This window comes from Marinobacter sp. MBR-99 (assembly GCF_040547575.1).
Taxonomy (GTDB): Bacteria; Pseudomonadota; Gammaproteobacteria; order Pseudomonadales; family Oleiphilaceae; genus Marinobacter.
The window spans coordinates 56038-68993 of record NZ_JBEPPY010000010.1 but is presented as its reverse complement, the minus strand read 5'-3'; the positions used below and the strand labels follow the sequence as shown (position 1 = coordinate 68993).

Sequence of the window (12956 nt, the reverse complement as noted above, 5' to 3'; positions counted from 1 at the left end):
ATGATTGCCGTATCAGGGATTGGTTCAGAGGCGCCTTAGCCGGGTGCATTAAACCAGGTATAGGGTGAGCGCGTGTTCGGATTGCTAGGAAAAAAATCCAGTGCAGTGCTGGGCGTGGATGTCAGCTCCAGCTCGGTCAAACTTCTGGAACTGTCAAGGCATGGCGACCGTTACAAGGTTGAAAGCTATGCGGTTGAGCCGTTACCGGCCAACGCAGTTGTCGAGAAAAACATCACTGATGTAGAAGCGGTGGGTGAGGTACTCAAGCGAGTGGCCTCTAAATCCCGTACCGGCGTTAAGCAGGTTGCCGTGGCTGTGTCAGGTTCTGCGGTTATCACCAAGGTCATCCAGATGGATGGCGGCCTCAACGAATTCGAGATGGAAGACCAGATCACCCTCGAGGCCGATCAGTACATCCCGTATCCGCTGGATGAAGTAGCCATCGATTTTGAGGTGCAGGGTCCGTCTGAGTCGAATCCGGACCAGGTCGACGTGCTGCTGGCTGCGTGCAGAAAAGAGAACGTGGATATCCGTGAGGACGCTCTCGAGATTGCCGGCCTGACCACCAAGATTGTCGATGTCGAGGCCTATGCACTGGAAAGGGCGTACAAACTGATCGAGCCCCAGTTGGAGTCCCAGGGCGAAGAGCTGGTGGTTGCCATCGTCGATATCGGCGCAACCATGACCACGCTGAGTGTGCTGGCTGAGGGTAAGACAGTTTATACCCGTGAGCAGATTTTCGGGGGCAAGCAGCTTACCGAGGAAATTCAGCGCCGCTACGGCTTATCACTTGAAGAAGCCGGTCTCGCGAAGAAACAGGGCGGGCTTCCGGACGACTATGAGCCGGAGGTCCTTACCCCCTTCCGTGAAGCGGTTGTGCAGCAAGTTGCACGCGCTCTCCAGTTCTTCTTTGGTGCCAGCCAGTACAACGCCGTTGATTACGTCGTTCTTGCAGGCGGTACGGCATCCATTCAGGGCCTGACCGAGATGGTGGAGGAGAAGACCGGTACTCCAACCCTGGTTGCGAATCCATTCGCCGACATGGCCGTGGGTTCCAGAGTGAATGCATCAGCCCTGAGCAATGATGCTCCATCGTTGATGATTGCCTGCGGCCTGGCAATGAGGAGTTTCGACTGATGGCAAAGATTAACCTCAGACCATGGCGTGAGGAACTGCGAGCGGAGAAGCAGAAGCAGTTCGTGGTCATGATCCTTGGCGCAGCTATTGTGGCGGCTGGCCTGGCATTCCTCTGGAAGTCGGATATGGACAGCCGGATTGCTTATCAGCAATCCCGAAACGCCTATATTGAAACCGCTGCAAAACAGCTTGATCAGCAGATCAGAGAGATCGAGAACCTCAAGCGCCAGCGCGATGAGTTGTTGGCTCGGATGCAGGTAATCCAAGATCTCCAGGGCACACGTCCGGTCATCGTTCGGGTGTTTGATGAGTTGGTTCGCACCTTGCCTGATGGCCTCTTCTACACCGATCTGAAGCGGACGGGAGAACGCATCGAAATCGTGGGTATGGCGGAGTCGAACAGCCGTATATCCAATCTGATGCGTCAGTTTGATGACTCTGACTGGTTCACCAATCCCAATCTCACCAATGTGGCTGCAGCCGACGCTCGTCGTGCAGGTTACAGCCAGTTCAACCTGTCTGTTCAGCAGCAGACACCAGAGCCCGAAGGGGAGGATAATTAATGAGCCTCGCGGACTCACTCAAGAGCTTGAACGAATTTGATATCAACGACCTCGATATCAATAACGCCGGTATCTGGCCTGCACCGATAAAAGCAATTGTTGCTCTGATTATCTTTGGCTTGATTCTTGGCGGCGGCTACTGGTTCTTTATAAAAGATCAGTATGCCCAGCTCGATCGGGTCGAACGCACCGAGCAGGAGCTCAAGCAACAATATGAGCGCAAAGCTTATCAGGTAGCCAACCTGGACGTGTTCAAGGCCCAAATGGCTGAGATGGAAGAAACGTTTGGCGCCCTGGTTCGGCAGTTGCCCAGTGAGACCGAGGTGCCGGGTTTGCTGGAAGATATTACCAATACCGCATTGGGTAGTGGCCTGTCTTTGCAGCAGGTGGCGCTGCAGCCTGAGCAGCGGCGTGATTTCTACTCGGAGTTGCCGATCAATATCCGGGTATCCGGTGCCTATCACGAGTTGGCGACATTCGTCAGCAGCGTGGCAAGCCTGCCACGGATTGTGACGCTGCACGATTTAACCATTCAACCAATTGGCGGTGATGGCGAACGGCTTGATATGCAAGTTGTTGCACGTACCTACCGCTACCGGGCTGGAGAGTGAGCATGACAGGAAAGCATGCGGGAAAAGCCTGGCTGGGTGTGTGTCTGGCGTCTTTGCTGACGGCTTGTTCCCAGGGCAACGGTTTCTCGGATCTGGACAAGTTCATGGCCGATACCCGGGCCAAACCCCGGGGGCACGTGGAGCCCCTGCCAGAGTTCAAGGCTTATGAGGCGTTCAGTTATTCAGCGGCAGATCGCCGGGCCCCCTTTGAGCCGCCTGTTGACGTTCAGTTGACCATGGTGGACGACGAACCGGTCAGTGACGTCGAGCCAGATCTGGACCGGCCGAGAGAGGTTCTTGAGAACTTCGATCTTAAATCTCTGACCATGGTTGGTACGCTTCAGGGTGTCGGCGGCGGATTGTTTGCATTGATTCGTGACGGCAGTGGCGGCATCCATCGGGTGCGAAGCGGAAATTATATGGGTCAGAACTACGGCCGGATTGTCGGTATTAGTGAAACTCGCATTGAATTGATTGAAATCGTTCCAAATGGCCGGGGTGGCTGGGTCGAGCGCCCACGTTCCCTGTCTTTGGATGAAGGATAAGGCCGGGAGCGATAAAGGATGAATGAAAAAAACATGCACGAACAAAATGGTTTAAGGTCGAGGCTAGCGATGTTCAAAAAACTCAATGTCTGCGTGGGCGTGATCGCCATCGGGTTATGGAGCAGCCTGGCCAGCGCGGTCACGCTGGAAGACGTGTCGTTTTCGTCGCTGCCGGGAGAACGCCTGGAAGTGACCATGAAATTCGATGGGCCACCGCCCGAGCCTACCGGGTACACGATTGAGCGCCCGGCGCGCATCGCTGTGGACCTCAAAGACACCACCAGTGGGCTTAACCAGCGGAGTATTCCGCTTGGGTCCGGCAACGCCCAGAGCGTGACCGTGGTGGAAACCAAAGATCGCACCCGGCTGATCTTCAATCTGGTTGAATTGACCCCCCACGAAACGGTTCGCCAGAACAATTCGTTGGTGATGACCATTGGTGGCGCCAGTGGCGCGCCGACGGTGACAGCGGGAGCCCAGCAGAGCAGGACCGGAACGACCAATGCCGCTGCAGCCAACGCCTTGGCTGGCGTTGACTTCCGTCGGAGTAAAGAGGGCGAGGGGCGCGTTATTGTTGATCTGGGTAGTGCGTCTGCTCCGGTTAATCTGTCTGAGCAGGCCGGCCGCATTCGCCTGACCATGCCGGGCCTTGAAGTACCCGTGGATCTTCGTCGTCGCCTGGACGTAACTGACTTCGCAACACCTGTTACTCGGATCGACACCTTTGTTGAAGATGGAAACGCCGTTGTAGAGATTCGCCCGGAAGGAAACTACGACTATATTGCGTACCAGTCTGGCCGTGAGTTCACTGTAAGCGTGGAGCGCCTCACCGAAGAAGAGGCGGAGACCCGTCGCGAAGAGAAATTCCCGTACACCGGCGACAAGCTGTCCTTGAACTTCCAGGACATTGAAGTGCGTTCGGTGCTTCAGTTGATTGCGGACTTTACCGGCCTGAACCTGGTGGCCAGTGACACCGTTGGTGGCAGCATTACCCTGCGGTTGCAGAATGTACCCTGGGATCAGGCGCTTGACCTTATTCTTAAAACTAAAGGTCTGGACAAGCGTCAGATTGGCAACGTTCTGCTGGTGGCTCCGGCAGAGGAAATCGCCGCCCGCGAAAAGCTTGAGCTCGAGACCAGTAAGCAAATTGCGGAACTGGCGCCGGTGCGCCTGGATATTATTCAGGTGAACTACGCGAAAGCGGCAGATATCGTGGCGCTGATTCGTGCGGATGAAGAGTTGATTTCCTCTCGTGGCTTTGTGTCTTCAGACGTCCGCACCAACACGATCAGCGTTCGTGAGACGCAGCAGAAGCTGGAAGAAATTCGTCGCCTTGTCGGCACCTGGGATGTGCCGGTACGCCAGGTATCCATTGAGGCTCGTATCGTTCGCGCCCAGACCAACGTTGCAGAGAATCTTGGCGTTCGCTGGGGTGGTGCGGCATACAATGTCAGCGGGAACGATGTAATCAGCATTGGTGGTTCCCTTGGCACTCTCCAAGAGGCTCGTGATGCTGCAGCTGGCGGTAGTGGGGCAATCTCGTTCCCGGGAGCGTTGGGCGTGGACCTTGGGGTTTCCGGTGACGGCGCATCTTCCTTTGCCATTGGCTGGGGTAGTGATGACTTCCTGATCGATCTGGAGCTCTCTGCTCTGGAAACTGACGGCCGTGCAGAAGTTGTTTCTCAGCCGCGCGTAGTAACAGCGGATCGCCAGAGTGCTTCCATCAAGTCAGGTGAGGAAATCCCTTATCAGGAAGCGACTTCCAGCGGTGCCACTAACGTAGAATTTAAAGAGGCGGTTCTGTCTCTGGAAGTAACCCCACAGATTACTCCAGATGATAAGATCATCATGGATTTGGTTGTGAACCAAGATTCCAGGGGTGAGGTAACCGCGGGTATTCCGTCCATCAATACCAACTCTGTGACCACTCAGGTTCTGGTGGCCAACGGGGAGACCGTTGTGTTGGGCGGTATCTTCCAGTCAGAAGTGGCTACGCAAACCACCAAAACTCCGTTCCTTGGTGACATTCCTTATCTTGGGCGCCTGTTCAAGCGCACAGAACACATCGACGAGCGCAGCGAGTTGCTGATTTTCATTACCCCGAAGATCATCAAAAACGATCTGATCCAGTAATCGTTTAGCTCATAAAAAAGCCGCCGTTAACTCCGGCGGCTTTTTTCTTTGTATCGGCCTCTGTCTTATGGAAAGTCCCGCCCTGTGCTATTCTCACGCGCTTAAACCCTGTTGAGCGGAAATTATGTCTTTGCCCGAACGTGTTGTCCTGGTCGGCCCTATGGGAGCCGGAAAAAGTACGATAGGCCGTATGCTCGCCAAGGAGCTCGGCTATCGTTTCCTTGATTCAGACCGGATAATTGAAGAGCGGTGCGGAGCGAATATTCCCTGGATATTCGATGTTGAGGGAGAAGAGGGCTTCCGGCAGCGTGAAACCGCCATGCTGGATGAGCTTTCAGATGCCGAGGGAACAGTATTGGCAACTGGCGGCGGAGCGGTTATGCGCCCGGAAAACCATGCATTGTTGCGGAAAAATGCAGTGGTGATCTATCTCAAAACGTCGATTGAGCAGCAGGTAGAGCGCACCCGAAAAGATCGAAATCGCCCCCTGCTTCAGAACGATGACCCCGAGGGTGTGTTGAGAAGGCTGTTCGCAGTCCGGGACCCGCTATACACCAAGCTCGCTGATATCGTGATGTTCACCGATCGCAAGAGTCCACGATTGGTGGTGCGCCAGCTGGTGAATCGAATCAATCCCAAAACCCCAAGACACAAACGGCAGAGACGTAAAGAAGGTCGTCAACATGTACCAGGTACTCAAAGAGCTTAAAGTAGAGCTGGGTGACCGCAGCTATCCCATCGTTATTGGTCAGGGGTTGCTGGGGGCTTATGATCTGACACCCTGGGTCTCCGGCAGTCAGGTTATGATTGTCACCAACGAGACGGTTGCACCTTTATATCTTGAGCGCGCGAAGGCTTGCTTCCCAGGAAAATCGGTTGATGTGGTCACGCTTCCGGATGGCGAGAAGTTCAAGGATTGGCAGACCCTTAACCTGATTTTCGACCGGCTGCTGGAGCGCCGGCACTCCCGAAAAACAACGCTTGCTGCCCTGGGCGGCGGCGTCATCGGGGATATGGCGGGGTTTGCAGCGGCCTGCTATCAGCGGGGCGTGCCATTTATCCAGATGCCCACAACCCTGCTTTCCCAGGTGGATTCATCCGTTGGTGGTAAAACCGGAATCAATCATCCATTGGGCAAGAACATGGTTGGCGCTTTTCATCAGCCGAACATCGTCCTGATTGATACCGATTCCCTGACCACACTTCCCCCCAGGGAGGTGTCGGCTGGGCTTGCGGAAGTTATCAAGTACGGCCTGATTCGTGACGTGCCTTTTCTGGAGTGGCTGGAAGCTAACATGGATGCGTTGGTCCGGCTGGAGCCCGAAGCAGTAGGAGAGGCCATTTTTCGTTCCTGCCAGTGCAAGGCAGACGTTGTGGCCTTTGATGAGAGGGAAGGGGGCTTGCGGGCCATCCTGAATCTTGGCCATACCTTTGGTCATGCGATCGAAACCTACGCGGGTTACGGCAACTGGCTCCACGGCGAGGCGGTTGGAACCGGGATGATGATGGCATCTGACTTGTCTTTGAGAGAAGGTATGATCAGTGCCGACGATCATAAGAGAGCGTTGGCCTTGATTCGCCGGGCTGGGCTACCGGAGCGGGCCCCCAAAGGCATGACGCCCGATGATTTCATGTCTCTGATGGCCGTTGATAAGAAGAATGTGGATGGCAAGCTCCGGCTGGTGTTGATGCGGGCCTTGGGGGATGCTTTTGTAACCGCTGACGCCCAGCCGGACAACCTCAGAAAGACCTTATTGGAATTTATCGATTAAGCGTCGTATCACGCAGTGATTGAGCAACGGGCAGGGATGAGTTGTGACCCAGGATAACCTGAACGCGATAGACAGTGGCGGATTGTTTCCCCGCCTCCAGCAACGCTACGGCTTGCGCGATAATCCGCTGGACATGGAGACGCCGTTCTTCCCGGACGCCATGCGCCACCATGCACTGGAGTCACTGCGTCATCTCTGCGGTTTCGGGGATATGGCGCTGCTGGTAACGGGTGCGCCAGGTGCTGGCAAAACGCGGATACTCACGGAGTTGGTTCGCAGCGAATCATCCCGGCTCGATTTTCATCGTATCCCCACGGCAGCGCTGACGAGTGCCCAGGCATTGGCCAGGGATCTCCGTAAAATCGCCCGTTCAGGTGTACCGGCGGACTCGGAGCCTCGAGAGCTGGTTTACCAATTTTTCCGGTGGTCCCAGGCGCGTGCTCAACGTGGGCAGCGGCTGGTGTTGATTCTGGATGATGCCGACCGGGTAGCTCCGGAGTTATTGAATCTTTTACTCTCCGGATTTCTTGCGGCTGACCGGTCGCTGGCCGCTGCTTTGGTGTTCTCTGGTGCCGAAGGTTTGCAGGATCAGTTTCGGGTGGAAGATCTTGCCGTTCACATCCACCACATCAGCCTTCCCCCGTTAAGCCGAGACGAGATTTTCGCCTTCCTTGAGCCCCGGGTTCACCGCGCTGGTGGCCGAAAGGAAGAGTTGCTTTCTTCATCACGGCTAAAGCAGCTTCATGCTTTGAGTCAGGGCAGTTTCGGCCGACTGAAACGCGTTGCACCAGGTATCTGGCTCGACATGGTTGCGCCACAAAGCCGAGCCGCAGCCCGTAGCTGGCCACCCCTTGCTTCAATGCGTTGGCCCGCCTTGGCACTGGTGATATTGCTGGTGTCATGGTGGTTCGTGGCGCGGCAATACGATGACTCGGTCGCTGGTTCTGCGGGTATGGAGACCCCGAGAGAGACTGTTCGAAGGAGCATTACCGTCGGGCCTGAGGCAGGGCGAGGTGCGGGTGAAACACTTCCCGTTGATGCACTGCCGTCGCCGGAGTTGGCACGCCAGCAGGAACCGGATAACCCCGCGTTGACGGACCTGGATGCGGTGACCGAAGCTGAGCCAGAGCCAGAGCCAGAGCCAGAGCCAGAGCCAGAGCCAGAGCCAGAACCAGAACCAGAACCAGAACCAGAGCCAGAGCCAGAGCCAGAGCCAGAGCCAGAACCAGAACCAGAACCAGAACCAGAACCAGAACCAGAACCAGCCTTCGCTCCGGCAAGACCGGAGAACTTTGTGGCTTTGGCGCAACTGAAACAACGTAAAGGTTGGACGCTTCAGCTCGTGGCTGGTCATCAGGAGCGTACGATTCTGAGCGTTATTGATCGCCAGCCAGATAACCCTCAGTTGAGCTATACCGTCGGAGAGCGCCAGGGGCAGCCTTGGTTTATGCTGGTGTATGGCCAGTATCCCAGCCTCGAATCCGCCCGGGAGGCAGCCGGACAATTGCCCGCCGCGCTCGGGATATCTGAGCCTTGGGTGCGATCCTTCGAAAGTTACTAGGTGCACCGTTATGGTGCATTTTCGTCCTGTTCTAGCGGTAAAACAGCGAAAAAAATTGTATACGTAGTTTCACGTGTGTAAAATCGCTTCCCCCTTTTTTTCGGTGTCAGTACGTTTTGCGCACTAATTTGGTGCGCTTCGGGCTGGCGAGAAAGCATTTACACGCGAGAGAACGCTTATGACAACAGGCTTGTATCATCCCGATGAGTTCAGGGACAACTGTGGTTTTGGCCTGATTGCCCACATGAAGGGCGAGGCGAGCCATAAGCTGTTGCAAACGGCCATCGAGTCATTGACTTGCATGACCCACCGTGGAGGCATCGCAGCCGATGGCAAAACCGGTGATGGTTGTGGGCTTCTTATTCAAAGTCCCAAGGCCTTCCTCTACAAAGCTGCTCAGGCGGCGTTCGGGAAAAAACCTGGAGACTTATTTGCAGTCGGCCAGGTTTTTTTAGCCCGGGACGAAAGCCAGGCGGCCGCGGGTCGCGCTGCGGTTGAGAAAAATCTCGTCGATCAGGGGCTGGAAATCGTGGGCTGGCGAGAAGTGCCTGTGGACGACAGTTGCCTGGGGCCGATGGCCCTGGATTGTCTGCCCAGGATTGAGCAGGTTTTTGTTGAGCCGGGTGGAAAAACCGAGCAGGAGTTTGCCGTTGCGCTGTTTGTTGGCCGCCGCCATGCTGAGCGGGAGATGTCGGACGACTCTGAGTTTTACATCTGCAGCTTGTCGCATCGGACCCTGGCCTACAAAGGCCTGATGATGCCGGCGGATCTCGCCAACTTTTATAAGGATCTGGGTGACCCGGATCTGCAAACCGCCATTTGTGTGTTCCACCAGCGGTTTTCCACCAACACCATGCCCAAGTGGCCGTTGGCCCAGCCGTTCCGGTTCCTGGCTCATAACGGTGAGATCAACACCATCGACGGCAACCGTAACTGGGCGATCGCCCGTGCGGCCAAGTTCAGTTCACCGGACCTGCCAGACCTGCAAACCCTGCAGCCGCTGGTTAACCTGACCGGCTCGGATTCATCCAGCATGGATAACATGCTGGAGATATTGCTGGCCGGTGGCGTTGACCTTTTCCGTGCCGTTCGGATGATGATCCCACCGGCCTGGCAGAATGTAGACACCATGGATTCCCAGTTGCGGGCGTTCTATGAATACAACTCCATGCACATGGAGCCCTGGGATGGCCCTGCCGGCCTGGTTATGTCTGATGGTCGCTATGCCCTGTGTATGCTCGACCGTAACGGCTTGCGCCCGGCTCGCTGGGTCATCACCAAGGACGACTTCATCACCCTGGCGTCGGAAGTGGGCACCTACGGCTACTCGCCCGACGATGTGGTTGCCAAGGGCCGTGTGGGGCCCGGGCAGATGCTGGCCATTGATACCGAGTCAGGGGAGGTGTTGCACACAGCGGATATCGATCAGCGCCTGAAAACCGCGCAGCCTTATAAGCGCTGGTTGAAAGACAACGCCCTGCGGGTAGAAACCACGCTGAACCAGGCCACCCCTGAGTTCAAACTGATGGAGCCGGACGAACTTCTGGTTCATCAGAAGATGTTCAATATCTCCTTTGAAGAGCGCGACCAGGTGTTGCGTCCGCTGGCTGAAAGCGCGCAAGAAGCTGTGGGCTCCATGGGTGACGATACGCCGATGGCCGTGCTGTCCAGCAAGGTGCGGCATGCGGCGGATTATTTCCGCCAGAAGTTTGCCCAGGTCACCAACCCGCCTATCGACCCGCTGCGCGAAACCATCGTGATGTCGCTGGAAACCTGTTTGGGTGCGGAGCAAAACGTCTTTGAGGAGACCCCGGAACACGCCAACCGGATTATTCTGACAACCCCGGTGTTGTCGCCGGCCAAGTTCCTCAAGCTCAGCAATAACGATCGCCCGGGCTTTGAAGTGGCCAGAATTGCCATGAGCTACCGCCCGGAGGAAGGCCTTCAGGAGGCCGTTCGCCGGATGTGCGATGAGGCTGAAAAGTCGGTCCGCGACGGTAAGGTACTGCTGATTCTAAGCGACAAGGACCTGGTGGAAGGCGAGTTGCCTGTCAACGCCATGATGGTGACCGGTGCTGTGCACCACCACCTGGTTGAGCGGGGTCTGCGCTGCGATTCCAACATCATTGTGGAAACCGGCTGGGCCCGGGATCCCCATCACTTCGCCGTACTGTTCGGCTTTGGTGCCACTGCGGTTTATCCGTACCTGGCCTATCAGGTCCTTAACGATCTGATCCGGACCGGCGAGTTGCTGATGGATCCGATTGAAGCCAAGAACAACTACCGTAAGGGCATCAACAAAGGCTTGCTGAAGATCCTGTCGAAGATGGGGATCTCCACCATCACCTCCTACCGCGGTGCCCAGCTGTTTGAAGCCATCGGTCTGGCCGATAACGTTGTGGATCTCTGCTTCAAGGGTGTGCCCAGCCGTATTCAAGGCGCGGACTTCTTCGACTTCCAGCAGGATCAGGAGCAGCTAGCAGCCGTTGCCTGGAAGCCCCGTAAGCCGCTGTCTCAAGGTGGCTTGCTCAAGTACGTTCACGGTCAGGAGTACCACGCTTTTAACCCGGACGTGGTTGCCAAGCTCCAGGATGCGGTTATCAGTGGTGATTACGGCCATTACCAGGAATATGCTGGCCTGGTGAACGAGCGCCCGGTGGCCACTCTGCGTGACCTCCTGGTATTCAAGAAAGATCTCAAGCCGATTGATATCTCCGAGGTTGAGCCGGTTGAGAATATCTTCCCCCGGTTTGATTCGGCGGCCATGTCGTTGGGCGCTTTGTCTCCCGAGGCCCACGAGGCGCTGGCAGTAGCCATGAATACTCTGGGTGGCCGGTCTAACTCTGGTGAGGGTGGTGAAGACCCTGCCCGCCATGGCACCAACCGCCGTTCGAAGATCAAGCAGGTTGCCTCTGGCCGATTCGGTGTAACCGCAGAATACCTGCGAAGCGCCGATGTCATGCAGATTAAAGTCGCCCAGGGTGCCAAGCCCGGTGAGGGCGGTCAGTTGCCTGGTGGCAAGGTGAACGATCTGATCGCTCGCCTGCGTTATTCCGTGCCGGGTGTGACCCTGATTTCGCCACCACCGCACCACGATATCTATTCTATCGAGGATCTGGCGCAGCTGATTTTCGATCTGAAGCAGGTGAACCCGGAAGCCCTGGTGTCGGTGAAGCTGGTGTCCGAACCTGGAGTGGGTACTATCGCCGCCGGTGTGGCAAAGGCCTATGCCGACCTGATTACTGTATCTGGTTACGATGGCGGTACCGCGGCCAGCCCGCTGACATCGATTCGCTATGCCGGCTCGCCGTGGGAGCTGGGTCTGACCGAAACCCAACAGGCGCTGAGGGCAAATGACCTGCGGGGCAAGATTCGCCTGCAGACTGACGGTGGTATCAAGACTGGCTTGGATGTTGTTAAAGCAGCCATTCTGGGCGCCGAAAGCTTCGGCTTCGGCACTACGCCAATGGTGGCCCTGGGTTGTAAATACCTGCGTATCTGTCACCTGAATAACTGTGCCACCGGTGTTGCTACCCAGAACGATTACCTGCGGGAAGAGCATTTTAAGGGCACCGTTGAGATGGCCATGAATTTCTTCCGTTTTGTCGCGGAAGAAACCCGCGAGTGGATGGCCAAGCTGGGTGTTCGCAGTCTTGAGGAACTGGTTGGCCGTGTCGATCTGCTTGAGCGCCTGCCGGGCAATACCGAGCGCCAGAAAAAGCTGGATCTGACCCGTCTGCTGCAGAATGATCACATCCCGGCGGACAAGCCCCAGACTTGTCAGGTTGAGCGCAACCATCCGTTCGACGAAGGCCGCCTGGCGGAGCAGATGGTGAAAGATACCGCTGCAGCTATCGCAGAGAAGTCCGGCGGCGCCTGGAGCTACAAGGTTACCAACTGCGATCGCTCCATTGGTGCGCGGCTGTCTGGCGAAATTGCAGCGCAGTACGGTAACCAGGGAATGGTGGATGCACCGATCACCCTGGATCTTACCGGGACCGCAGGCCAGAGCTTTGGTGTGTGGAACGTGGGTGGTCTGAACCTGATTCTTGAAGGCGATGCCAACGACTACGTGGGCAAGGGCATGACTGGCGGCAAGCTGGTTGTTAAACCGCCCCGCGGCAGCGACTTCAAAACCCAGGAAACATCCATCGTGGGTAATACCTGCCTGTACGGCGCGACAGGGGGCAAGCTGTTTGCCGCTGGCACAGCCGGTGAACGCTTTGCGGTTCGTAACTCTGGTGCCCATGCGGTGGTAGAAGGGGCCGGGGACCACTGTTGTGAATACATGACCGGCGGCCTGGTGACCGTTCTCGGTTCCACCGGCTATAACTTCGGTGCCGGCATGACCGGCGGCTTCGCCTATGTGCTGGACCTGGACAACACCTTCGTGGACAAGTACAACCACGAACTGGTTGAGATCCAGCGCATTTCGCGGGAAGACATGGAAGCCTACCGGAATCACCTGCGTGGTGTGATCCGGGAGCATATTTCCGAAACCGGAAGCGCCTGGGCGGAGCACCTACTTGAAGATTTCGACGATTACATCGGCCGCTTCTGGCTGGTGAAGCCAAAGGCTGCGAACCTGCGCAGCCTGCTGGCCAGCACCCGTGCCCGCCCGGAATAAGGCTGGG

The 12956-nt window shown here is 56.5% G+C and carries 9 protein-coding genes; all 9 read left to right on the top strand.

The window, feature by feature from the left end:
• Window positions 1–72 precede the first annotated feature (72 nt).
• The 9 genes from ABIE59_RS10420 (at window position 73) to gltB (ending at window position 12949) form a co-directional block, all read left to right on the top strand.
• The gene (locus tag ABIE59_RS10420; protein ID WP_061332387.1) at window positions 73–1137 is read left to right on the top strand and encodes a pilus assembly protein PilM; all 1065 of its coding nucleotides are present in this window, start codon (window positions 73–75) and stop codon (window positions 1135–1137) included.
• On the top strand, window positions 1137–1700 hold the full coding sequence (locus ABIE59_RS10415; protein ID WP_106693178.1) for a PilN domain-containing protein: 564 nt from the start codon (window positions 1137–1139) through the stop codon (window positions 1698–1700). The genes ABIE59_RS10420 and ABIE59_RS10415 overlap by 1 nt, the downstream gene beginning before the upstream one ends.
• Window positions 1700–2311, top strand: a complete 612-nt coding sequence (locus tag ABIE59_RS10410) for a type IV pilus inner membrane component PilO (RefSeq protein WP_072678328.1) — start codon at window positions 1700–1702, stop codon at window positions 2309–2311. Before ABIE59_RS10415 ends, ABIE59_RS10410 begins: the two co-directional genes overlap by 1 nt.
• Window positions 2312–2313: 2 nt before the next feature.
• The gene (locus tag ABIE59_RS10405) at window positions 2314–2856 is read left to right on the top strand and encodes a pilus assembly protein PilP (RefSeq protein ID WP_354446659.1); all 543 of its coding nucleotides are present in this window, start codon (window positions 2314–2316) and stop codon (window positions 2854–2856) included.
• 18 nt (window positions 2857–2874) lie between these two features.
• The gene (locus ABIE59_RS10400; protein WP_354446657.1) at window positions 2875–4989 is read left to right on the top strand and encodes a type IV pilus secretin PilQ; all 2115 of its coding nucleotides are present in this window, start codon (window positions 2875–2877) and stop codon (window positions 4987–4989) included.
• Between the two features lie 124 nt (window positions 4990–5113).
• Window positions 5114–5698 carry a shikimate kinase AroK gene (gene aroK, locus ABIE59_RS10395; RefSeq protein ID WP_354446655.1) on the top strand — a complete coding sequence of 195 codons (585 nt, stop codon included), beginning with the start codon at window positions 5114–5116 and terminating at the stop codon, window positions 5696–5698.
• Window positions 5673–6761 carry a 3-dehydroquinate synthase gene (gene aroB, locus ABIE59_RS10390; protein ID WP_286253840.1) on the top strand — a complete coding sequence of 363 codons (1089 nt, stop codon included), beginning with the start codon at window positions 5673–5675 and terminating at the stop codon, window positions 6759–6761. The genes aroK and aroB overlap by 26 nt, the downstream gene beginning before the upstream one ends.
• 43 nt (window positions 6762–6804) lie before the next feature.
• Window positions 6805–8322 carry an AAA family ATPase gene (locus ABIE59_RS10385; RefSeq protein ID WP_354446653.1) on the top strand — a complete coding sequence of 506 codons (1518 nt, stop codon included), beginning with the start codon at window positions 6805–6807 and terminating at the stop codon, window positions 8320–8322.
• A 178-nt stretch (window positions 8323–8500) separates the two neighbouring features.
• The gene (gltB, locus tag ABIE59_RS10380) at window positions 8501–12949 is read left to right on the top strand and encodes a glutamate synthase large subunit (RefSeq protein ID WP_286253843.1); all 4449 of its coding nucleotides are present in this window, start codon (window positions 8501–8503) and stop codon (window positions 12947–12949) included.
• Window positions 12950–12956: the final 7 nt, after the last annotated feature.